At 66.7% G+C, this 21,606-nt stretch carries 19 protein-coding genes; 15 read left to right on the top strand and 4 right to left on the bottom strand.

Features of this window, described 5'->3' with window-relative positions; all coding sequences use genetic code 11:
• Positions 1 to 36: 36 nt before the first annotated feature.
• The 10 genes from LRC39_RS22155 to mutL all read left to right on the top strand — a co-directional run bounded on the left by LRC39_RS22155 (position 37) and on the right by mutL (position 12,630).
• Positions 37 to 732: a ribonuclease T2 gene (locus LRC39_RS22155; RefSeq protein ID WP_264053412.1), complete on the top strand. Its 696-nt coding sequence runs from the start codon at positions 37 to 39 to the stop codon at positions 730 to 732.
• A 121-nt stretch (positions 733 to 853) separates the two neighbouring features.
• Entirely contained in the window at positions 854 to 1,822 is a 969-nt protein-coding gene (locus tag LRC39_RS22150; RefSeq protein ID WP_346295649.1) for a bifunctional riboflavin kinase/FAD synthetase, read from the top strand.
• The gene (locus tag LRC39_RS22145; RefSeq protein ID WP_346295648.1) at positions 1,819 to 2,391 is read left to right on the top strand and encodes a sugar O-acetyltransferase; all 573 of its coding nucleotides are present in this window, start codon (positions 1,819 to 1,821) and stop codon (positions 2,389 to 2,391) included. The genes LRC39_RS22150 and LRC39_RS22145 overlap by 4 nt, the downstream gene beginning before the upstream one ends.
• 181 nt (positions 2,392 to 2,572) lie before the next feature.
• The gene (ileS, locus tag LRC39_RS22140; protein WP_346295647.1) at positions 2,573 to 5,602 is read left to right on the top strand and encodes an isoleucine--tRNA ligase; all 3,030 of its coding nucleotides are present in this window, start codon (positions 2,573 to 2,575) and stop codon (positions 5,600 to 5,602) included.
• 199 nt (positions 5,603 to 5,801) lie between these two features.
• Positions 5,802 to 6,296, top strand: coding sequence for a signal peptidase II (gene lspA / locus LRC39_RS22135; protein WP_346295646.1), 495 nt, complete (start codon positions 5,802 to 5,804; stop codon positions 6,294 to 6,296).
• 81 nt (positions 6,297 to 6,377) lie between these two features.
• Entirely contained in the window at positions 6,378 to 7,100 is a 723-nt protein-coding gene (locus LRC39_RS22130) for a hypothetical protein (protein ID WP_346295645.1), read from the top strand.
• 169 nt (positions 7,101 to 7,269) lie between these two features.
• Positions 7,270 to 8,661 carry a M16 family metallopeptidase gene (locus LRC39_RS22125; RefSeq protein ID WP_346295644.1) on the top strand — a complete coding sequence of 464 codons (1,392 nt, stop codon included), beginning with the start codon at positions 7,270 to 7,272 and terminating at the stop codon, positions 8,659 to 8,661.
• A gap of 44 nt (positions 8,662 to 8,705) precedes the next feature.
• Positions 8,706 to 10,088 carry a M16 family metallopeptidase gene (locus LRC39_RS22120; RefSeq protein WP_346297541.1) on the top strand — a complete coding sequence of 461 codons (1,383 nt, stop codon included), beginning with the start codon at positions 8,706 to 8,708 and terminating at the stop codon, positions 10,086 to 10,088.
• 149 nt (positions 10,089 to 10,237) lie between these two features.
• Positions 10,238 to 10,657: an alternative ribosome rescue aminoacyl-tRNA hydrolase ArfB gene (arfB, locus tag LRC39_RS22115; protein ID WP_107345946.1), complete on the top strand. Its 420-nt coding sequence runs from the start codon at positions 10,238 to 10,240 to the stop codon at positions 10,655 to 10,657.
• A 185-nt stretch (positions 10,658 to 10,842) separates the two neighbouring features.
• Entirely contained in the window at positions 10,843 to 12,630 is a 1,788-nt protein-coding gene (gene mutL, locus LRC39_RS22110) for a DNA mismatch repair endonuclease MutL (protein ID WP_346295643.1), read from the top strand.
• 230 nt (positions 12,631 to 12,860) lie between these two features.
• Here the strand turns inward: mutL and LRC39_RS22105 are convergent, their stop codons facing one another.
• Positions 12,861 to 13,973, bottom strand: coding sequence for a branched-chain amino acid aminotransferase (locus LRC39_RS22105; protein WP_346295642.1), 1,113 nt, complete (start codon positions 13,971 to 13,973; stop codon positions 12,861 to 12,863).
• Positions 13,974 to 14,257: 284 nt separating this feature from the next.
• On the opposite strand from LRC39_RS22105, the gene LRC39_RS22100 reads away from it, so the two are divergent.
• The 4 genes from LRC39_RS22100 (at position 14,258) to LRC39_RS22085 (ending at position 18,627) form a co-directional block, all read left to right on the top strand.
• Complete coding sequence (locus LRC39_RS22100) at positions 14,258 to 14,803, top strand: MarR family winged helix-turn-helix transcriptional regulator (RefSeq protein ID WP_164574107.1); 546 nt, start codon at positions 14,258 to 14,260, stop codon at positions 14,801 to 14,803.
• Positions 14,800 to 15,522 (top strand): response regulator, encoded by a 723-nt coding sequence (locus LRC39_RS22095; protein WP_107345942.1) that lies wholly within the window; start codon positions 14,800 to 14,802, stop codon positions 15,520 to 15,522. Before LRC39_RS22100 ends, LRC39_RS22095 begins: the two co-directional genes overlap by 4 nt.
• A gap of 278 nt (positions 15,523 to 15,800) precedes the next feature.
• Entirely contained in the window at positions 15,801 to 17,189 is a 1,389-nt protein-coding gene (locus LRC39_RS22090) for an ATP-binding protein (protein ID WP_107356901.1), read from the top strand.
• A 268-nt stretch (positions 17,190 to 17,457) separates the two neighbouring features.
• Entirely contained in the window at positions 17,458 to 18,627 is a 1,170-nt protein-coding gene (locus LRC39_RS22085) for an IS481 family transposase (protein ID WP_346295641.1), read from the top strand.
• 115 nt (positions 18,628 to 18,742) lie between these two features.
• On the opposite strand, the gene proC is transcribed toward LRC39_RS22085, so the two are convergent.
• From proC to LRC39_RS22070, 3 genes are all read right to left on the bottom strand, one after another.
• The gene (gene proC, locus LRC39_RS22080) at positions 18,743 to 19,576 is read right to left on the bottom strand and encodes a pyrroline-5-carboxylate reductase (RefSeq protein WP_430624909.1); all 834 of its coding nucleotides are present in this window, start codon (positions 19,574 to 19,576) and stop codon (positions 18,743 to 18,745) included.
• 96 nt (positions 19,577 to 19,672) lie between these two features.
• The gene (locus tag LRC39_RS22075; protein WP_346295639.1) at positions 19,673 to 20,101 is read right to left on the bottom strand and encodes a GNAT family N-acetyltransferase; all 429 of its coding nucleotides are present in this window, start codon (positions 20,099 to 20,101) and stop codon (positions 19,673 to 19,675) included.
• Positions 20,098 to 20,598, bottom strand: coding sequence for a YbjN domain-containing protein (locus LRC39_RS22070; protein WP_107345938.1), 501 nt, complete (start codon positions 20,596 to 20,598; stop codon positions 20,098 to 20,100). The genes LRC39_RS22075 and LRC39_RS22070 overlap by 4 nt, the downstream gene beginning before the upstream one ends.
• Positions 20,599 to 20,952: 354 nt before the next feature.
• Between LRC39_RS22070 and LRC39_RS22065 the strand changes: the two genes are divergently transcribed.
• On the top strand, positions 20,953 to 21,486 hold the full coding sequence (locus tag LRC39_RS22065; protein ID WP_346295638.1) for a 6,7-dimethyl-8-ribityllumazine synthase: 534 nt from the start codon (positions 20,953 to 20,955) through the stop codon (positions 21,484 to 21,486).
• The last annotated feature ends 120 nt before the right edge of the window (positions 21,487 to 21,606 follow it).

Below are 21,606 nucleotides of genomic sequence, written 5' to 3'. Positions count from 1 at the left end.
AGGCTTTTCGCACTTCCAGCAGCAGGGCCCTGTCACATGCTTGGATTTCTACGTCGACGACGGTCGCTGATCGCCGCCTGCGCGGTGGTTGGGGCTCTGTTCACCTCGGCCGCAGCCGAGGCGCAGGACCGCCGCCAGAATGCGCCCGGTGCGTTCGATTTCTACGTGCTGGCGCTGTCGTGGTCGCCGTCCTATTGCGAGCAGGCGTCCGAGCGCGGCCTCAGCGGCCGCTCCCAGCAGCTGCAGTGCGGCGGCCGGCCGTTCGCCTTCGTGGTCCACGGGCTGTGGCCGCAATACGAGCGCGGCTTTCCGGAATACTGCGAGCGTCCCGCGCCGCGGCTCGACCGCCGCATCGTCGACTCGATGCTCGACCTGATGCCGGCGCCGGGGCTGATCTATAACGAGTGGGACAAGCACGGCACCTGCGCAGGGCTGTCGCAGCGCGGCTATTTCGAGCAGATCCGCAAGGCCCGCGCCGCGGTGCGGATTCCGCCCGACTTCATCGACGCCAAGGAGCCGCGCACCGTCACCGCCGACGAGGTCGAGGCCGCCTTCATCAAGGTCAATCCGGGCCTGTCGAATTCGGCGATTGCGGTGATGTGCGACCGCAAGCGGCTCAGCGAGGTGCGGATCTGCATGAGCAAGGATCTGCAATTCCGGGCCTGCGAGGAAATCGACCGCCGCGCCTGCCGCCGCGACCAGCTCGAAGTCCCGCCGCTGCGTGGCGGCTGAGTCCCCGGCGCCTCGCTTCAGACCTTCCCGAAGGTGTCCCAGGCCGCACGATGGCTTGACACCGCGCGCGGCTCCGCGTCACGGTCCGGGTCCTTCCTGAACGCGATGAACTGAATCCCAAATGACAGGCTTTGCCGTAATCCGCGACGATACGCCGACGGCCGTGATCCCCAAGGGCGCGGTGGTGGCGATGGGCAATTTCGACGGCGTCCACCGCGGCCACCGTGCCGTGATTGGCGCCTGCCTCGACATGGCGCGGATCAAGAAGGCGCCGGCTCTGGCGGTGACGTTCGAGCCGCATCCGCGCAAGTTCTTCAGCCCCGACGTGCCGCAATTCCGGCTCACCGACGAGACCGCCAAGCTGCGGCTGCTGGCCGGCACCGGGCTCGACGGCGCGGTGATCCTCAGCTTCGACGCGCGGCGAGCGTCGACCACGGCGCACGATTTCATCCAGCACGAGCTGATCGGCCGGCTCGGGGTGCAGGGCATCGCGATCGGCTACGATTTCCATTTCGGCAAGGGCCGCGGCGGCTCGCCCTCGATGCTGGTCGCCGAAGCGCCGTCGCTCGGGATCGAGGTCGACGTTCAGCCGCATGTCGATTTCGGCGACCATCCGGTGTCGTCGAGCGCGATCCGCAAATGCCTGGAGGAGGGCCACATCGCTGCCGCCACCGAGATGCTCGGTGGGCCGTGGTTCGTCACCGGGGAGGTGATCCATGGCGACAAGCGCGGCCGCGACCTCGGCTATCCGACCGCCAATATCAAGCTCGATCCGGAGTGCAGCCTGAAGCACGGCATCTATGCGGTGCGGGTCGGCCGCGGCGGTAAGCACTACGACGCGGTGGCGAATTTCGGCCGCCGCCCGACCTTCGACAACGGCGCGCCGCTGCTCGAAGTGTTCGTGTTCGATTTCAATGAGCCGCTGTACGGCGAAACGCTCGATGTCGCCTTCATCGCCTTCATCCGCGATGAAGAGAAGTTCGAGAGCATCGAGGCGCTGATCCGGCAGATGGACGACGACTCCGCCCGCGCCCGCGCGGCGCTCGCCGCCGACCACGGCGCGTTCCCCAAGCTCGGCACGCTGCGATGAACCAGACCGAGAAGGAGAAGATGCTGGCGGGCGAGCTGTATCGCCCCGGCAGCCCGGAGCTCGCCGCCGACGAGGCCGCCAACAAGGCCTGGATCGTCCGCTACAACGCCTCGGGCGCGCTGCCGGCGGCGGAGCGGCACGTGCTGCTGTCCGAGCATTTCGGCCATGTCGGCAAGAGCGCGGTGGTGCGGCCACCGTTCTTCTGCGACTGCGGCTACAACATCTTCCTCGGCGACAACGTCTTCCTCAATTTCAACTGCGTGATCCTGGACATCATGCCGGTCCGGATCGGCGACCGCACCCAGATCGGTCCGGCGGTGCAGATCTACGCGGCCGACCACCCGCGCGACGCCGCCACCCGCCGCGAGGGCCTGGAATTCGGCCGCCCGGTGACGATCGGGGCCGACGTCTGGATCGGCGGCGGTGCCATTATCCTGCCCGGCATCAGCATCGGCGACGGCGCCGTGATCGGGGCCGGCAGCGTTGTGACCCGCGACGTCGCCCCACATGCCATCGTCGGCGGCAACCCGGCCAAGCCGCTGGGGAAGGGCGGCCAGACGCAAGGATGACCGCCGCAGGGCTTTGCGATCCTGCGACCGCCTGCTAATGAATGCCCGCATGTCTGCACGGCGCGCCATCATCAGCATTATCGGCCCGGCTTCCGCCTGAGCTTTGAGTTCGGCGCAAGACCGGGACCCGTCTCACTTCATCGCGATCGATCGCGTCAGCGCCTCTTGACCCAGAGCTTCCATGTCCGACAAGCCTGAAAAATCCGACGTCAACGATTATTCCAAAACCCTCTTCCTGCCGCAGACGGAATTTCCGATGCGGGCCGGGTTGCCGCAGCGCGAGCCGGAGATGCTCAAGCGCTGGGAGGAGATGGACCTCTACGGCAAGCTGCGCGAGAGCGCCCGGGGCCGCGCCAAATTCGTGCTGCACGACGGCCCGCCCTACGCCAACGGCAACATCCATATCGGGCATGCGCTGAACAAGATCCTCAAGGATGTCGTGACCAAGAGCCAGCAGATGCTCGGGTTCGACTCCAACTACGTGCCGGGCTGGGACTGCCACGGCCTGCCGATCGAGTGGAAGATCGAGGAAGAGAACTACCGCTCCAAGGGCAAGCCGAAGCCGAACTTCAAGGACTCCGCGGCGATCATCGCGTTCCGCAAGGAGTGCCGCGCCTACGCCACCAAATGGCTGAACGTGCAGCGCGAGGAGTTCAAGCGGCTGGGCGTGATCGGCGATTGGGATCATCCCTACGCGACGATGAACTACTTCGCCGAGGCGCAGATCGCCCGCGAGCTGATGAAGTTCGCCGCCAACGGCACGCTGTATCGCGGCTCCAAGCCGGTGATGTGGAGCGTCGTCGAAAAGACCGCGCTGGCCGAGGCCGAGGTCGAGTACGAGGACTACACCTCGGATACGGTGTGGGTGAAGTTTCCGGTGAGACTTTCTGCAGCCGAGACTGCCACAGATAGTCGATTGATCGGTAGTGCTTCGGTCGTAATCTGGACGACTACGCCCTGGACCTTGCCGGGTAACCGCGCGATCAGCTTCTCGTCCAAGATCGGCTACGGCCTCTACAAAATCACTGATGCTCCAGTCGATAATTGGGCCAAAACCGGCGATCTACTAATCCTGGCCGATGCACTCGCTGAAAGTGTGTTTAAGCAGGCGCGTGTTGCTGCTTATGAGAAGGTCCTCGCTGTTCCTGCGGATGATTTGGCTATCATAGAGTGCGCTCACCCACTGAAGGGCCTCGACGGCGGCTATGAGTTCACCGTGCCGCTGCTCGACGGCGAACACGTCACCGAGGACACCGGCACCGGCTTCGTCCACACCGCGCCCGGCCACGGCCGCGAGGACTTCGATATCTGGATGCACAACGCCCGCGCTCTGGAAGCGCGGGGCATTTCGTCGACCATCCCCTACACCGTCGATGAGAACGGCGCGCTCACCGAGCAGGCGCCGGGCTTCACCGGCAAGCGGGTGATCAACGACAAGGGCGAGAAGGGCGACGCCAACGAGGCGGTGATCCAGGCGCTGATCGCGCGCGGCGCGCTGCTGGCGCGCGGCAAGCTGAAGCACCAGTACCCGCATTCCTGGCGCTCGAAGAAGCCGGTGATCTTCCGCAATACGCCGCAATGGTTCATCGCGATGGATAAGGACATCGTCGATGACGGCGTCGCCAAGCCCGGCGACACGCTGCGCGCACGCGCCCTGCAGGCGATCTCGGTCACCCAATGGGTGCCGCCGGCCGGCCAGAACCGCATCAACGGCATGATCTCCGGCCGTCCCGACTGGGTGATCTCGCGGCAGCGCGCCTGGGGCGTGCCGATCGCGGTATTCATCAAGGACAAGGGCGACGGCTCGGTCGATATCCTGCAGGACGAGATCGTCAACCACCGCATCGCCGAGGCCTTCATGCAGGAAGGCGCCGATGCCTGGTACGCCGAAGGCGCGGCCGAGCGCTTCCTGGGTGATCGCGCCGCCGAGGGCTGGCGCAAGGTCGACGACATTCTCGACGTCTGGTTCGACTCCGGTTCGACCCATGCGTTCGTGCTCGAAGATGCGCAGAACTTCCCCGGTCTCGCCGGCATCCGCCGCAAGGTCGATGGCGGCGCCGACACGGTGATGTATCTGGAAGGCAGCGATCAGCATCGCGGCTGGTTCCATTCGTCGCTGCTCGAGAGCTGCGGCACCCGCGGTCGCGCGCCCTATGACGTCGTGCTGACCCACGGCTTCACGCTCGACGAGCAGGGCCGCAAGATGTCGAAGTCGCTCGGCAACACCACCGATCCGGCCAAGGTGATCGCGTCCTCGGGCGCCGATATCCTGCGGCTGTGGGTGTGCGCCACCGACTACGCCGACGATCAGCGCATCGGCCCCGAGATCCTCAAGAACGTGGTCGAGACCTATCGCAAGCTGCGCAACTCGATCCGCTGGATGCTCGGCACGCTGCATCACTTCAAGCGTGACGAGGCGGTGGCGTTCGCCGACATGCCGGAGCTGGAGCGGCTGATGCTGCATCAGCTCGCCGAGCAGAGCGCGACGGTGCGGGCCGCCTATGCGGAGTTCGACTACAAGACCGTGGTGGCGTCGCTTGCGGCGTTCATGAACACCGAGTTGTCGGCGTTCTACTTCGACATCCGCAAGGACACGCTGTACTGCGACCCGCCGTCGTCGCTGGCGCGCAAGGCGGCGCTGACCACGATCGACATCATCTGCGACGCGATCCTGAAGTGGCTGGCGCCGGTGCTGTCGTTCACCGCTGACGAAGCGTGGGGCATGTACCGGCCCGACGCCGAGCCGAGCGTGCACCTGACGCTGTTCCCGCTCGACCTCGGCCAATATCGCGACGAGGCGCTGGAGAAGAAGTGGCGGGTGATCCGTGCGATCCGCAAGGTGGTCACCGGCGCGCTGGAAGTCGAGCGCGCCGCCAAGCGGATCGGCTCGTCGCTCGAAGCCTCGCCGATGATCTATCTGCCGGAAGCCTTCATGGCCGATCTGTTCGACGTCGATTGGGCGGAGATCTGCATCACTTCGAACGCGATGGTCGAGATCCTGCGCGGCAACGACACTCCGCCGGCCGATGCGTTCCGGCTGCCGGAGCTCGCCGATGTCGGCGTAGTGATCGAGCGGGCGCAGGGCACCAAATGCGCCCGGTCGTGGAAGATCCTGTCGAGCGTCGGCTCTGATGCCGAGTATCCCGACGTCTCCCCTCGCGACGCCCAGGCGCTGCGGGAGTGGAAGGCGTTGGGCGGCGCGGCGGCTTGAGCGGCGTGACACGCGCACCGGCCCCTCATGGTGAGGAGCGCGCCCTCGGGCGCGCGTCTCGAACCATGAGGTGGCGTGGCCCTCATCCTTCGAGACGCGGCGAAGACGCCGCTCCTCAGGATGAGGGGGCCGTGCCGGTGGTTCCTTCGCCGTCATCGCCGAGCATGACGACGCCTCGTTTTGGGGTGGGCGCCGCATCATGACCCCCGTTCGCCTCGGCGTCCTCGCCGCGATCGTCGCGCTGGTGCTCGACCAGGCCAGCAAGCTGTGGCTGCTGCATGGGTTCGAGCTGGCGCGGAAGGGCGTGGTGCAGGTTCTGCCGTTCTTCGATCTGGTGCTGGCCTGGAACACCGGGATCTCCTACGGCTGGTTCTCCGGCCAGGGGCCGACCGGGCAGATGCTGATGCTGGCGTTCAAGGTCGTGGCCGTGGTGGCGCTGGCGATCTGGATGGCGCGCTCCACCACCAGGCTTGCGACCATCGGTCTCGGTCTGATCATCGGCGGGGCGATCGGCAATGCGATCGACCGGCTCGCCTATGGCGCGGTGGTCGATTTTGCCCTGCTTCACGCCGAAATTGGCGGCAAAACCTACAATTGGTATGTGTTCAACATCGCCGACGTGGCGATTGTTGTCGGGGTGGCGGCCCTGCTGTATGACTCCCTGATAGGGCTACCCGCCGCAAAAGCGCCCTGATCCCGGCCGATACCGACCGCGCGGAATTGGGCCTGCTTCCGGGTTGCGGCCCGATCGCAAGACGTGAATAGGATCAACGCCATGCGCCAGACCGACAGCCGCCTTCCGAAGCTGGAAACGTCCACCGCCGCGCTGCTCCGCACCGCCCGGGTCGCCGCCGTTGCCCTCGGGGTCGGCATCGTGCTGACGGTCGGAATCGCCCGCGCCCAGGACCAGGAAGAGGCGGACGACTCCACCTTCGAGGAAAAGATCATCAAGGGCCTGATGTCCGGCATCGGCGCCACCAACATGGACAATTCCGGCATCAATTATCGCGAGCGCTCGCCGCTGGTGGTGCCGCCGAAGCTCGAACTGCCGCCGCCGGAAACCGCCGCGGCTGCCGCGCCGGCGCCGAACTGGCCGAAGGACGCCGACCTTCAGCGCCGCAAGGAAATCAAGTCGGCCGAAGCCAAGGCCAAGCCGAATCCGTGGGAATCGGCCCAGCCGCTGACGCCGTCGCAGCTCAAATCGGTCCGCGCCGACGCCGCCAAGGGTGGCAACGATCCGATGCAGCCCGGCAACCAGCAGAACAATCCGATGCTGAGCCCGTCTCAGCTCGGCTTCAACGGCTCGCTCTGGAACGTGTTCGGCGGCAGCAAGACCGAAACCGCGACCTTCACCGGCGAGCCGACCCGCGAGAACCTGACCCAGCCGCCGTCCGGCTACCAGACGCCGTCGCCGAACTTCGCCTACGGCACCGGGCCGAAGGAAGCGCTCGGCAGCAAGCGGATGGACATCATGTCGGGCAAAGAAACCAGCAATTGAGCCTGGTTGCCGTCCGTCCTCGTTCATCACGGCTCGCCGCATCGCGCGGCATTCCCATCTCTCGTTCCGTCGAACAGCGTGCGCGTCAGCGCCGCTGCCGACGGTTTGCGCCTAGTTCTTCGGACAGGCGCTCGGCCTGATCCGTCCTCCAGCCTGGATGATGCCTGATATGACCGCATCCGCCGCTCCGCGCCGCCGCCCGCTCGCCGCGCTCGCCGTCCTTGCCGCCGTGGTGGTCGGGACGCCTGCCGCCGCGCAGACCGTCACCGCCGCGCCGCCCGCGACCTTCACGCTGCAGAACGGCCTTCGGGTGGTGGTGATCCCGGATCACCGCACGCCGGTCGTGACGCAGATGATCTGGTACAAGGTCGGCTCGGCCGATGAGACGCCCGGCAAATCGGGATTGGCGCATTTCCTCGAACATCTGATGTTCAAGGGCACCGAGAAGCATCCGGCCGGCGAGTTCTCGCAGACCGTGCTGAAGATCGGCGGCAACGAGAACGCGTTCACCTCTTACGACTTCACCGGCTACTTCCAGCGCGTGCCGAAGTCCCACCTCGAACAGATGATGGCGTTCGAGGCCGACCGCATGACCGGCCTGGTGCTGAAGGACGAGAACGTGCTGCCGGAGCGCGACGTCGTGCTCGAAGAGTACAACATGCGGGTCGCCAACGATCCGGACGCGCGGCTCACCGAGCAGATCATGGCGGCGCTGTATCTCAACCATCCCTACGGTCGGCCGGTGATCGGCTGGCATCAGGAGATCGCCAAGCTCGATCGTGAGGATGCACTGGCGTTCTATCGCCGGTTCTACGCGCCCAACAACGCCACGCTGGTGATCGCCGGCGATGTCGAGGCCGACGAGGTTCGCCCGCTGGCCGAGCGGATCTATGGGGCGATCCCGGCGCAGCCGGCGATCCCGCCGCAGCGCATCCGCCCGCAGGAACCGACACCGGCGGGGCCGCGCACGGTGACGCTTGCCGACCCGCGCGTCGAACAGCCGGCGGTGCGACGCTATTATTTGGTGCCGTCTGCCCATACCGGCGCCAAGGGCGACAGCGCCGCGCTGGAAGTGCTGGCGCAACTGCTCGGTCACGGCAGCAATTCGTATCTGTACCGCGCGCTGGTGATCGACAATCCGCTGGCGATCACGGTGGGGGCCAACTACCAGGGCAATGCGCTCGACGACAGCTACTTCATCGTCGCCGGCACGCCGAAGCCGGGTGTCGATTTTGCGGCGATCGAGAAGAAGATCGACGAAGTGATCGCCGACGTCGTCGCCAACCCGGTTCGCTCCGAGGACCTGGAGCGCGTCAAGACCCAGCTGATCGCCGCCGCGGTCTATGCGCAGGACAATCAGGCGACGTTGGCGCGCTGGTACGGTCAGGCGCTGACCACCGGCCTCAGCGTCCAGGACGTGCAGAGCTGGCCCGACCGCATCCGTGCCGTCACCTCCGACGACGTGCGTGCCGCCGCCAAGCAGTGGCTCGACCGCAACCGCTCGGCGACCGGCTATCTGGTCACCGGACCCGCCGCCAAGCAGGAGGAGAAGCGCTCGTGAGCATCGATCTGTTGTCCGCGCGGCGCCTGACCGCTGCTCTCGTCGTGACCCGCGCCGGCTTTGCCAAGCAGTTCGCGCTCGCCGCCTGCGTCGGTCTGGCCGTCGCTTTGTCCGCGGTGCCGTCTCATGCGGCCGCCAAGATCCAGCGGCTGGTGACTCCTGGCGGTCTGGTTGCGTGGTTCGTGCAGGACGCCACCGTGCCGCTGATCTCGATGGAATATTCGTTCGATGGCGGCGCCAGCCAGGATCCGGCCGACAAGCCGGGCGTCGGTCACATGGTCGCCAACCTGCTCGACGAAGGCTCCGGCGACATGGACTCGGCGACGTTCCATGAGCGGCTGGATCGCCGCGCCATCCAACTGTCCTACTCGGTGACCCGCGATTACTTCCGCGGCTCGCTGCGGATGCTGAAGGACGACCGCAACGAAGCTTTCGGTCTGTTGCACACCTCGATGACCCAGGCGCGGTTCGAGCCGAAGGACGTCGAGCGGATTCGCGCGCAGCTGTTGTCGACGCTGCGCCGCCAGGCGCTCGATCCGAACAACCTCGCCAGCCGCAAGTTTCTCGAAGTGGCGTTCGGCGATCACCCCTATGGCCGGCCTTCGACCGGCACGCCGGAAAGCCTGCCCAAGGTCACGATCGAGGACATGAAGGGCTATGTCGGCCGGGTGCTGGCGAAGGACACGCTGAAGATCGCGGTGGTCGGCGACGTCGATGCCGCCACGCTGGCCAAGCTGCTCGACGACACCTTCGGCAGTCTGCCGGCCAAGGCGCAGCTCACGCCGGTGCCGGACGTCGTCGCCGCCAAGCCGCCGCAGCGGACCAACGTCACGCTCGACGTGCCGCAGACCGTGGTGATGTTCGGCGGACCGGGCATCAAGCGCGACGATCCGGATTTCATGGCCGCCTATGTGGTCAATCACATCCTCGGCGGCGGGTCGCTGTCGTCGCGGCTGTACCGCGAAGTGCGCGAGAAGCGCGGACTGGCCTATTCGATCTACGAGCAATTGCTCTGGATGCAGCATTCGGCGCTGTTCATCGGCTCGACCGGCACCCGCGCCGACCGCGCCACCGAGACGATCGATGCCATCACCGCCGAGGTGAAGCGGATCGGCGACCAGGGGCCGAGCGAGCAGGAGCTTGCCGAGGCGAAGTCCTACATCAACGGGTCGCAGATGCTGTCGCTCGACACCTCGGCCAAGCTGGCGCAGGCGCTGCTGCAGTATCAGAACGACGGCCTGCCGATCGATTACATCGACAAGCGCAGCGAGGTGGTCAACGCGGTGACGCTGGCAGATGCCAAGCGCGTCGCGCAGCGGCTGTGGTCGAACGGTCTGCTCACCGTGGTGGTCGGCCGCCAGCCCCAGGCTGCAGCCCAACCGGCCGTTAAACCCGCCGGCACTCCGCCCGCGCCGCGGGCGAATTAGCACCACGCTCAGACTCGCATTCGCCGCGACCTCTCCCCGAGCACGACTGAACCTCTCCCCGCCGGCGGGGGAGGGGGCGCAAGCGGCTCGACCGTGCTAAACAGCAGGCCGCCGTGCGGTCCGCGCGGCATCAACCGCTTTGGTGCCCCATGCTGCGGATCAGCCGCAACCTCGTGATCGAGGACGACGACATCGAGATCAGCTTCATCCGCGCCTCTGGGCCGGGCGGGCAGAACGTCAACAAGCTGTCGACTGCGGCGCAGCTCCGGTTCGACACCGCCAAGATCGCCTTGCCGGAGGATGCCGCCGCGCGGCTGGTCGGGCTCGCCGGCCAGCGCATGACCAAGGACGGCGTCATCGTCATCCGCGCCGACCGCTTCCGCACCCAGGAGCGCAACCGTGCCGATGCGCTGGAGCGGCTCGAAGAACTGCTGAAAGCTTCGCTGGTGCGCCCGATCCCGCGCCGTGCCACCCGGCCGACGCTCGGCTCGAAGAAGCGCCGCCTCGAAGGCAAGAAGCGCCGCGGCGACATCAAGGCCGGGCGAAGCGGCAAGAGCTTCGATGATTGACCAGGGGCCGCCACGTCGTCATTGCGAGGAGCGAAGCGACGAAGCAATCCAGGAGCCCCGTGCACGGAGCTGGATTGCTTCGCTGCGCTCGCAATTACGGAGAAGGAGAGGGCCACGTCCGCGGCTGACGGCGGCAACCGGCTTCTCTAAAGTCACCGCTCACGCCCACGAGTCGCTCGGTTCCCATGCCCGTCCGCCAGCTTCCCGAAACCATCGTCAACCGCATCGCCGCCGGCGAGGTGGTGGAGCGGCCGGCGAGCGTGGTGAAGGAGCTGGTCGAGAATGCGATCGATGCCGGCGCCAGCCGGATCGACATCTTCTCGGACGGCGGCGGGCGGCGGAAGATCGTCATCGCCGACGACGGCTCCGGCATGACGGCAGCCGATCTCGCGCTGGCGGTCGATCGCCATGCGACCTCCAAGCTCGACGACGAGGACCTGCTGCAGATCCGCACGCTCGGGTTTCGCGGCGAAGCGCTGCCGTCGATCGGCGCAGTGGCGCGGCTGTCGATCACCACGCGCCATGCCACCGAGCCGCACGCCTGGAGCCTGCGGGTCGAAGGCGGCGACAAGACTCCGATCGCGCCGGCGGCCTTGAGCCAAGGCACCCGCGTCGAAGTCGCCGATCTGTTCTTTGCAACGCCGGCGCGGCTGAAGTTTCTCAAGACCGATCGCACCGAGGCCGAAGCGATCCGCGAAGTGGTGCGGCGGCTGGCGATGGCGCGGCCGGACGTGGCCTTCACGCTGGCCGGTGAAGAGCGCGCGCCGGTGACCTGGGCGGCGGCACTGCCGGGCGCGCCGGGGCAACTGATCCGGCTCGGCGACATTCTCGGCGCCGAGTTTCGCGCCAACGCCATCGAAGTCCGTGCCGAGCGCGAGGGCGTGATCGTCGAAGGCTTCGCGGCGGCGCCGTCGCTGACCAAAGCCAATGCGCTCGGGCAGTATCTGTTCGTCAACGGCCGCCCGGTGCGCGACAAGCTGATCCTCGGCGCAGTGCGCGCCGCCTATTCGGACTACTTGCCGCGCGACCGTCATCCGGTGGTGGCGCTGTTCGTCACGCTGGATGCGCGCGAGGTCGACGCCAACGTCCACCCGGCCAAGACCGAGGTGCGCTTTCGCAACTCCGGTCTGGTCCGCGCGCTGATCGTGCACGCGCTGAAGGAAGGCCTCGCGCGCGAAGGCCGCCGGACCGCCGCCAACAGTGCCAGCAGCGTGATCTCGACGTTTCGTCCCGCCTCGATGCCGCCGGCGAATTGGGATTGGCGTTCGTCGCCGTCCTATCCGGTCGGCGGCAGCGCCGCGCCATCGTTCGCCGAGCGCGCGCAGGCGACGTTCGATGTCGGCGCGCCGAGCGCCGACATTCGTCCGACCGAGGTGACGCCGGATCTGCTCGACCGGCCGCTCGGAGCTGCGCGCACTCAGATCCACGAGACCTACATCGTGTCGCAGACCCGCGACGGTCTCATCGTGATCGATCAGCACGCCGCGCACGAGCGGATCGTCTATGAGCGGCTCAAAGCCTCGCTCGACGCCAACGGCGTACAGCGCCAGATCCTGCTGATCCCCGACATCGTCGAGATGGACGAGGCGACCGTCGAGCGCTTGGTGGCGCGGGCCGAAGAGCTGGCCAAGTTCGGCCTGGTGATCGAGAGCTTCGGTCCCGGCGCGGTGGCGGTACGCGAAACGCCGTCGCTGCTCGGCAAGACCGATGCGTCAGGCCTGCTGCGCGATCTCGCCGAGCACATGGCCGAATGGGACGAAGCGCTGCCGCTGGAGCGCCGCCTGATGCACGTCGCCGCCACCATGGCCTGCCACGGCTCGGTCCGCGCCGGGCGCGTGCTCAAGCCGGAAGAGATGAACGCGCTGCTGCGCGAGATGGAAGCCACGCCGAATTCCGGCCAATGCAACCACGGCCGCCCGACCTACGTCGAGCTGACGCTGGCCGATATCGAGAAGCTGTTCGGGCGGAGGTAGTTGGGCGTCTGTGCGTCCGCGCATTGCCTGCGCCCCGAGCACCGCGCGCTCCCTCTCCCGCCTGCGGGAGAGGGCGGGGGTGAGGGAGCGTATCGTGCTCGTGTCGATGGTGTAGGCAACGTCATTCCGGGGCGCGCGTAGCGCGAACCCGGAATCTCGAGTTTGTTACCAAAGAGCTTCCGGGTTCGCTGACTTCGTCAGCGCCCCGGAATGACTCGTCGCGAGGTGGCTCAGATCACCTTGCGGATCCAGCCGTGCTTGTCGGGGGTGCGGCCGTATTGGATGTCGACGAGCTGCTTGCGCAGGCCCATTGCCACCTCGCCGGCCTGGCCGCCGTTGATGGTGAAGTCGCCGTGGTTCGAGCACACCTTGCCGATCGGCGAGATCACCGCGGCGGTGCCGCAGGCGAATGCTTCCTTGAGCTTGCCGGAGGCCGCGTCGGCGCGCCACTGATCGATCGTGTACGGCTCCTCGCGGACCACGCGGCCGGCGTCGCGCGCCAGCGTGATGATCGAGTCGCGGGTGATGCCGGGCAGGATGGTGCCGAGCGGCGGCGTCGACAGCGAACCGTCGTCGAACACGAAGAACACGTTCATGCCGCCGAGCTCTTCGACGTAGCGGCGCTCGAGCGCATCGAGGAACACCACTTGGTCGCAGCCGCGTTCGATCGCCTCGGCCTGGGCGCGCAAGCTGGCGGCGTAGTTGCCGCCGCACTTGACGCCGCCGGTGCCGCCGACCGCCGCGCGGGTATAGGTTTCCGACACCCAGATCGACACCGGGGCGGGGCCGCCCTTGAAGTACGAGCCGACCGGCGAGGCGATCACCGAGAAGATGTACTCCGCCGACGGCTTGACGCCGAGGAACACCTCGCTGGCGATCATGAACGGCCGCAGATACAGGCTGCCTTCGCCGCCCGGGATCCAGTTGCGGTCGATCTTCACCAGCTGCTCGATTGCCTCGATGAACACCTGCTCGGGCAGCTGCGCCATCGCCATGCGGTCGGCGCTGTCGCGGAAGCGCCGCGCATTGGCGTCGGGGCGGAACAGGTTCACGCCGCCGTCGTCGCGCTTGTAGGCCTTGAGGCCTTCGAAGATTTCCTGCGCGTAGTGCAGCACGGCGTGGGCCGGGTCGAGCGCGAAGTTCGAGCGCGCCTCAATGCGGGCGCCGTGCCAGCCGTGCGCCTGGTCGAAGCGAACGATCGCCATGTGGTCGGTGAAGACCCGGCCGAAGCCGAGGTTTTCCAGCTTCGCGTCGCGTTCCTTGTCGGGGGTCGGGTTCGCCGAGGGCTGGATGTCGAAGTTCAGCCAGAGCGAGCCGTCGATCTTATCGAACGAAACTCCCATCGATCTTCTCCTGGACCGGCGCGCCTGCGGGTGTCCGTGGTTGTCGCGGAACCGGCTATCGAAAGCCCGCCGCAAAAGTGGTTATCGGTCCCGGCGCATCGCCGGGAGATGTTTTGGCGGAATTGCCGAACTCCGCTAATGTTTCCGCCGAGCCGTCCGACCATCGCATGCAGGCTGCCGGGCAGCTTCCTTTATCGGACTGCACGGGCAGGGGTCGCAAGCGGAATAGTCGATTATTTCGTCTTGGTCGGCGGTTTTGTAACATAAAGACCTGATATGTCAACATGGCTGACATAAATTTCAACGAGATGGTCCGGCCGTCCGGCGAGCGCTCGCCGGCCGCCCCCGATCCGCATCCGCCGCGGTGGGACATCATCGAGCTGCTGTTCTTCGCCTATCGGGACTTCGTCGGTGACGCCGACCATGTGCTCGAAGCGTTCGGATTCGGCCGCGCCCACCACCGCGTGGTGCATTTCGTCTGCCGTTATCCCGGCCTGACGGTGGCCGACCTGCTCGACGTGCTGCGGATCACCAAACAGTCGCTCAGCCGGGTGCTGAAGCAGCTGCTGGACGAGGGCTACATCGTGCAGAAGGCCGGCGACAGCGACCGTCGCCAGCGCCTTCTTTTCGCCACCCCGAAGGGCGAGGCGCTGGTGGAGAAACTGGCCCGGCTGCAGACCGAGCGGATCGATCGCGCGCTGCGCGACCTCGCTCCCGGCGGCGCAGAGGCAGTCGCCAAATTTCTGCGCGCCATGATCGATCGGGACGATCCGGACAAGGTGCTCCAGACCATCCTGCACGGCGGCGCCACCGCAAAGGACGTGACGTGATCCAGCTCGCAGCACTGGCGAAGAAACCGATCCGCCCCGCCGACGATGCGCCGCATCTGCTGCTGGTCGACGACGATCGCCGCATCCGCGATCTGCTGTCGCGATTTCTCGCCTCCGAAGGCTATCGGGTGACCACCGCGCAGAGCGTGCGCGACGCCCGCGCCAAGCTCGCCGGCCTCGACTTCGATCTTTTGATCCTCGACGTGATGATGCCGGGTGAGACCGGTTTCGATCTCGCCCGCTCGATCCGCGAAACCTCGGACGTGCCGATCGTCATGCTGACCGCCCGGCACGAGGCGGAGAGCCGGATCGAGGGACTGCAGATCGGCGCCGACGACTACGTCGCCAAGCCGTTCGAGCCGCGCGAATTGCTGCTGCGGATCGGCAATATCCTCAAGCGCACCGCGCCGGCGCCGGCCGCCAAGGCCGAGACGGTGGCGTTCGGGCCTTACGTGTTTCACATCGAGCGCGGCGAACTGCGCCAGGGCGACGAGATCGTCCATTTGACCGACCGCGAGCGCGACATGCTGCGGATGCTGGCGGCCGCGCCCGGCGAGACGGTGCCGCGCGGCGATCTGTCCGGCGCCGGTAATGCCAATGAGCGCGCGGTCGACGTCCAGATCAACCGCCTGCGCCGCAAGATCGAGCGCGACCCCGCCAACCCGCTGTTCCTGCAAGCCGTCCGCGGCATCGGCTATCGCCTGGTGGCGGCGCCGTAGGCCGGGCCTCCGAACATGAGCACGGCCTTTCACCATGCACGACGCAACCTCTCCCCGCCCTGCGCGGGGAGAGGTCGGCGCGCGTTCGCGCGCCGGGTGAGGGGCTTGGCACGACGTTCATCGCAGAGGTTGGCACTGGTGGATACGCCGCAGCCCCTCACCCCAACCCTCTCCCCGCAAGGGCGGGGCGAGGGGGCTCGCCGTGCTTTTGGCGAGGGTATTGCTTTCAGCATTGACGCTGAAATCGGCGTTGTGCGCTCTATCCGGCGAGCCGTGTCATGAGCACGCTCGACACCGGGCTGACGCTGATCCGCTCTGCCTATGGGCGGGTGTCGGCGGCCAATGGTTATCTGGGGCAGCGCTTCAACGATTTCATGCCGAAGGGGCTGTATGCCCGTGCGCTGCTGATCATCATCGTGCCGATGGTGCTGCTGCAGTCGGTGATCGCCTTCGTGTTCATGGAGCGGCACTGGAACACGGTGACACAGCGGCTGTCGGCGGCGGTGGTGCAGGACATCGCGACGCTGATCGACGTCTACAAGAGCTATCCGCAGGACAAGGACAAGGCGGTGCTGCGGCGGATCGCGCAGAGCCGGCTGGGCCTGGTGGTCGACTTCCTCGGGCCCGGAGAAATGCCGCCGCCCGGGCCGAAGCCGTTTTTCTCGCTGCTCGATCAATCGATCAGCAAGCAGATCAGCCGGCAGATCGCACGGCCGTTCTGGATCGACACCGTGGGTCGCTCCAGCCTGGTCGAAATCCGCATTCAGCTCGACGATGCGGTGATGCGGGTGTTTGCGCTGCGTAGCGCGGCCTACGCGTCGAACTCCGAGATCTTCCTGTTATGGATGGTCGGCACGTCGACGGTGCTGCTGATCGTCGCGGTGCTGTTCCTGCGCAATCAGATCCGGCCGGTGCTGCGGCTCGCGGACGCCGCCGAGAGCTTCGGCAAAGGCCGCGACGTGCCGAACTTCCGGCCGCGCGGCGCCCGCGAAGTGCGGCGCGCCGCCTATGCGTTCATCGAGATGAAGGCCCGTGTCGAGCGCTCGATCGAACAGCGCACCGCGATGCTCGCGGGCGTCAGCCACGACCTGCGCACCATCCTGACCCGCTTCAAGCTCGAACTCGAACTGATCGGTGATGCGCCCGAGACCGAGGGGATGCGCAAGGACGTCGATGAGATGTCGGCGATGCTGGAAGCGTATCTGGCGTTCGCGCGCGGCGACAGCGGCGAGCAGGCGCAGCCCACCGACATGGCGGCCGCGCTCGAGGAACTGCGCTCCGACGCCGAACGCCACGGCCACGTGGTCAGCGTCGCCTTCACCGGTCAGCCGGTGGTGACGGTGAAACCGGCCTCATTCAAGCGCTGCCTCGCCAATCTGGTGTCGAACGCCGCCCGCCACGCTCATACCATCGCGATCACGGGCGCACGCGATCACCGCTATCTGACGGTGACGATCGACGACGACGGGCCCGGCATTCCCATGGCAATGCGCGAGGAAGTGTTCAAGCCGTTCCTGCGGCTCGACGACGCCCGCAACCAGGACGAAGGCGGCACCGGGCTGGGCCTCGCCATCGCCCGCGACATCGCCCGCTCGCATGGCGGCGACATCACCCTCGGCGACAGCCCAATGGGCGGCCTGCGCGCGACGGTGCGGGTGCCGGTGTAGGCCGAAGCGCTAACCCCACTCTCCGCCGTCATCACCCGCGTATGCGGGTGATCCAGTATTGCAGGACGGCTGTTGTAACTAACCGGCGTTCCGGAATACTAGATCGCCCGGTCAAGCCGGGCGACGACGTGGGTGTGTGGGGCGGCGCCGCCAACCGAAGATAGTCATCGCCGGGCTCGATGTTCAGCCCGGAGACATGACCTACGGGTGTTCGGAGACATAGTCGACGCATCATAGTGGCTGGATTTGGCGGTTGGAGGCCAAGTCCATGCCCTGGCGTGAGGTGTCGGCAGTGGATCAGAGACGCGAGTTCGTACGGCTTGCGATGCAGGAGGGGGCGAACCGGCGCGAGCTGTGCCGGCGGTTCGGCATTCATTGGACGACCGGCTACAAATGGTTGGAGCGATGGGCGGCCGGAGGTGATCTCGCCGACCTGTCGCGGCGGCCGCACGACAGCCCGCGGCAGACCTCGGCGGCGTGTGAGGCACAGGTGCTGGCGGTTCGTGATGCGCATCCGGCATGGGGCGCGCGCAAGATCGCCAGCTCGATGGAGCGGTCCGGACAGCACGCTCCGGCGGTGTCGACGATCCACGAGATCCTGCGCCGGCACGGCCGGATCAAGCCTGCCGCCGGCGGTCCACCGGCGACGCTGCGGTTCGAGATGCCGGCGCCGAACATGCTTTGGCAGATGGACTTCAAAGGCTGGGTTCGGCTCGGCAACGACGTCCGCTGCCATCCGCTGACCGTGGTGGACGATCACTCACGCTACGATCTGTGCCTCCAGGCTTGCGCCGATCAGCGCGGCGAAACCGTGCAGGACAGGCTGCAAACGACGTTCCGGCACTACGGCTTGCCCGACACGATCTTCGTCGACAACGGCTCGCCGTGGTCGGACAGTTCCGGCGAGCGCTGGACATGGTTCTCGGTGTGGCTGCTCAAGCTCGGCATCAGGGTGATCCGTAGTCGTCCCTATCACCCGCAGAGCCGCGGCAAGAACGAGCGTTTTCATCGTACGCTGGACGACGAGGTGTTTGCACTGCGGCCCTTGCGCGACCTCGCCGAGGCGCAACGTGCCTTCGATTCCTGGCGCGAGGTGTACAACTTCGAGCGCCCTCACGAGTCGCTAGGCCAGCTGGTGCCTGCTGATCGCTACCAGCCGAGCCGGCGTTCTCTGCCGGACCGCCTGCCGGCTCCAGAATACGATGAGCGCGACATCGTCCGATCCGTCTCGAAAACCAAGGCCTATGTCAGCTTCAAAGGTCGTTTGTGGAAGGTGCCGCAAGCCTTCGCCGGAGAGCGCTTGGCCATCAGGCCGCTCTCCACCGACGGCAAATACGGCGTGTTCTTCGCTGCCCACCAAGTCGCCACCATCGACTTGACGGGCGTGGAAAGTGTCGGTCATGTCTCCGAACACGTGTCGACTATGTCTCCGGGCTGAACACTCGACCCGGCGATCCATCCTCTTCGTGAAATGTGCAGAGCGTTATCTCGGCGCGCTTGCGCGTGCGATGGGTCCGCGGGTCAAGCCCGCGGACGACGCTTCGCAGCGTTGCCTACTTCGCCAGTTCCTTCGACCGCTTGGTCGCTGCGGCGACCGCGCGGGTCAGCAGCGGGCGGAATCCGTCGTCCGCCATCAGCACTTCGAGCGCCGCGGCGGTGGTGCCGCCGGGGGAGGTGACGTTCTTGCGCAGCGTGGCGGCATCGAGGTCTGAGCGGTGCAGCAGCTCGCCGGAGCCGGCGACGGTAGCGCGAGCGAGCGTCATGGCAAGGGCTTCGGGCAGGCCGGCTTCGACGCCGGCGCGCGCGAGTTCTTCGGCAAGCAGGAACACGTAGGCCGGGCCCGAGCCGGACACCGCCGTGACGGCATCGATCAGGGCTTCGTCGTCGACCCATTCGACGCCGCCGGTGGCGCGCAGCAGCGCATCGGCAATGCCGCGCTGTGCGGGGGTGACGCTAGAGGCCGCGACCGCGACGGTGATGCCGCGGCCGATCGCGGCCGGCGTGTTCGGCATCGCGCGGACGACGTGGCCGCCGAGCTGCTCGGAGAGCGCCGCGATCGGCTTGCCGGCCATGATCGACACCACCAGGGTGGAGGGCCCGACGTAGCTGCGCAGTGCCGCGGCGGCTTCGGCGAACATCTGCGGCTTCACCGCGACCACCAGCGTCGAGACCGCGCCGACATCGCCGGCGGAGGCGTTGAGGCGGACGCCACGGGCGCTCAGCGCGGCGATCTCGTCGGTCGGATGCGGCTCGATCACCACGACGTCGCCGCCGTCCAGCCCCTGCGCCAGCCAGCCGGTGAGCAGCGCGCCGCCCATCTTGCCGGCGCCGGCGAGAACCACCGTGCCGCCGAGCTGTTGCAGGGGAGATTGAGCAGAGCTGGTCATCGCAAACATCCATCCGCGCCGCGACGGCGGCGTGTTCTGGCTGGGTTTTATTGGATGCTCGCAGGGGTCACAAGCGCGGTGCCCCGCGCGCAGCGATCAGAAGGTCTTCATGAAAAACAGGCGCTGCGATCCGCGCGGGTGATCGGCGATGCGGCCGAACTCCTGATAGCCGTGCTTGCGATAAAAGTCGGGGGCCTGAAACTGATAGGTATCGAGCCACACCCCGGCGCAGCCGCGGTCCTTGGCGATCTGCTCGGCGCGGCTCAGCAGATCGGTGCCGAGCCCGCTGCGACGCGCCGTCTCCGGGACGGCAAGGAATTCGACGAACAGCCAGTCGTAAATGATCCGGCCCCACAGTCCGCCTTTGGTCTCGCCGGTGTCAGGGTCTTCGACCACGAGACAGACTTGCTGAAAGCCAGACGGGCCGCCGGCCTTCTCATTGTGGGTGATCAGCGCGCGCAGGATCGCGGCGCGGTCGAGCTCGGAGGCGCCGTCGCGAACGACGATGCGCGGCGCCTGGCTCACGCCTCGCCCTGAGTGTCGAACATCGCCGCGCTCATCGCTTCGGCGGCGGTCTTGCCGGCCCACACCGTGAACTGGATCGCCGGGTAGTAACGCTCGCAGGCGTGGATCGCGCTGATCAGCATGGTCTCGCACTGCGCTTCGGTGGCCGCCAGTCCGCCCGGCAGAACCAGCGCCTGGCGGTACATCACGGTGCCTGTGTGATTCCACACGTCGAAATGTCCGACCCAGAGCTGTTCGTTGATCGCCGCGATCAGCCGTAGCGTTTCGTTGCGTCGCGCCGCCGGCACTTTCATATCGAACGCACAGGCCAGATGCAGCGCTTCGATCTCGTTCATCCAGGTGAACGACAGCGTGTAGTCGGTCCACTGGCCCTTGGCGACGATGGTGATTTCATCCTCGCCGGAACGCTCGAAGGCGAGGTCGTTCGATGCCGCGATGTCTTCGACGACCGCGAGCGGATTATTTCGTGAATCGATGATGCCTTCGAGCAAGGGCATGCCGTCTCGACCTTACGTTGGAATATGCTGATACGCATGAGGCAGGCCGGTACGCGCCTGTACCTGTGCTCGCGTCGGAAGGATTAGTCCGGACGAACCGAGGTTGCAGGGATGAAATGATGTGATTTGCGGAATCGGCGCAATCCCGGGCTTCGCCAATTCCACAACCAAAGAGTAACCCTCCACAGCGGAGCGAGCGGCGCGAGAACAAAACGGAATCGGATTCGCGTCAGCCGAGTCCGGGGCGCGGAATTCGCTCCACACGAGTCTTTCGCCGCATGGTCAACCTTTGATTCAGGGGCGGCCGCTGGTAGCCTGAGCCGACCTTCAGATGACAGCCCAGTGAGCCCACCGATGACCGAAACCGTGACCGATCCTGCCGAGACTGCGCCGCCGCCGGCCGAGCGGTCGTATCCGCGCTTCGCCAAGCCGCAGCGCGTCGCCTTCGTGCAGTCGTCGTGGCATCGCGACGTGGTCGTCGGTTGCTGGGAGTCGTTCGTGCGCGAGATCGTCGAGCGCGGCATCGTCGCCTCGCAGGTCGACCTGTTCGAGGTGCCTGGCTCGTTTGAGATTCCGCTGCACGTGCAGACGCTGGCGAAGACCCGCCGCTACACCGCGATCGTCGCCGCCGGCCTCGTGGTCGACGACGGTCTCACCGGCTTTGTCGCCCAGACGGTGATCCAGGCGCTGATGGACGTGCAGCTCAAGACCGAGGTGCCGGTGTTCTCCGCGGTGGCGACGCCGCACAGCTTCGAGCGCGGCGAGTCGGACACCGAGCACTTCCAGCGGCACTTCGCCGCCAAGGGCGCCGAAGTCGCCCACGCCTGCGCCGACACCCTGCTCAGCCTCGAACGCCTGCGCGGCCAGGTCGCGGCGGGGATCGTGTAGTTAGAGAAGCGTCGGTGATTGCGGGGCGGTACCTGTGCCCCAACGCGCCACATCTCGTTCGTCATTCCGGGGCGCGCGAAGCGCGAACCCGGAATCCATATTCCCTGTGTTCTTGAGTTG

This window comes from Rhodopseudomonas sp. P1 (genome assembly GCF_039642825.1).
Classification (GTDB): Bacteria; Pseudomonadota; Alphaproteobacteria; order Rhizobiales; family Xanthobacteraceae; genus Rhodopseudomonas; species Rhodopseudomonas palustris_H.
Note: the sequence above shows the minus strand (reverse complement) of the source record. Positions and strands in the feature narration are given on the sequence as shown.

Coding starts and splice junctions, on each gene's coding strand:
- LRC39_RS22155 (WP_264053412.1), top strand. CDS start 37: ATGCTTGGATTTCTACGTCGACGACGGTCGCTGATCGCCGCCTGCGCG.
- LRC39_RS22150 (WP_346295649.1), top strand. CDS start 854: ATGACAGGCTTTGCCGTAATCCGCGACGATACGCCGACGGCCGTGATC.
- LRC39_RS22145 (WP_346295648.1), top strand. CDS start 1,819: ATGAACCAGACCGAGAAGGAGAAGATGCTGGCGGGCGAGCTGTATCGC.
- ileS (WP_346295647.1), top strand. CDS start 2,573: ATGTCCGACAAGCCTGAAAAATCCGACGTCAACGATTATTCCAAAACC.
- lspA (WP_346295646.1), top strand. CDS start 5,802: ATGACCCCCGTTCGCCTCGGCGTCCTCGCCGCGATCGTCGCGCTGGTG.
- LRC39_RS22130 (WP_346295645.1), top strand. CDS start 6,378: ATGCGCCAGACCGACAGCCGCCTTCCGAAGCTGGAAACGTCCACCGCC.
- LRC39_RS22125 (WP_346295644.1), top strand. CDS start 7,270: ATGACCGCATCCGCCGCTCCGCGCCGCCGCCCGCTCGCCGCGCTCGCC.
- arfB (WP_107345946.1), top strand. CDS start 10,238: ATGCTGCGGATCAGCCGCAACCTCGTGATCGAGGACGACGACATCGAG.
- mutL (WP_346295643.1), top strand. CDS start 10,843: ATGCCCGTCCGCCAGCTTCCCGAAACCATCGTCAACCGCATCGCCGCC.
- LRC39_RS22105 (WP_346295642.1), bottom strand. CDS start 13,973: ATGGGAGTTTCGTTCGATAAGATCGACGGCTCGCTCTGGCTGAACTTC.
- LRC39_RS22100 (WP_164574107.1), top strand. CDS start 14,258: ATGGCTGACATAAATTTCAACGAGATGGTCCGGCCGTCCGGCGAGCGC.
- LRC39_RS22090 (WP_107356901.1), top strand. CDS start 15,801: ATGAGCACGCTCGACACCGGGCTGACGCTGATCCGCTCTGCCTATGGG.
- LRC39_RS22085 (WP_346295641.1), top strand. CDS start 17,458: ATGCCCTGGCGTGAGGTGTCGGCAGTGGATCAGAGACGCGAGTTCGTA.
- proC (WP_430624909.1), bottom strand. CDS start 19,576: ATGACCAGCTCTGCTCAATCTCCCCTGCAACAGCTCGGCGGCACGGTG.
- LRC39_RS22070 (WP_107345938.1), bottom strand. CDS start 20,598: ATGCCCTTGCTCGAAGGCATCATCGATTCACGAAATAATCCGCTCGCG.
- LRC39_RS22065 (WP_346295638.1), top strand. CDS start 20,953: ATGACCGAAACCGTGACCGATCCTGCCGAGACTGCGCCGCCGCCGGCC.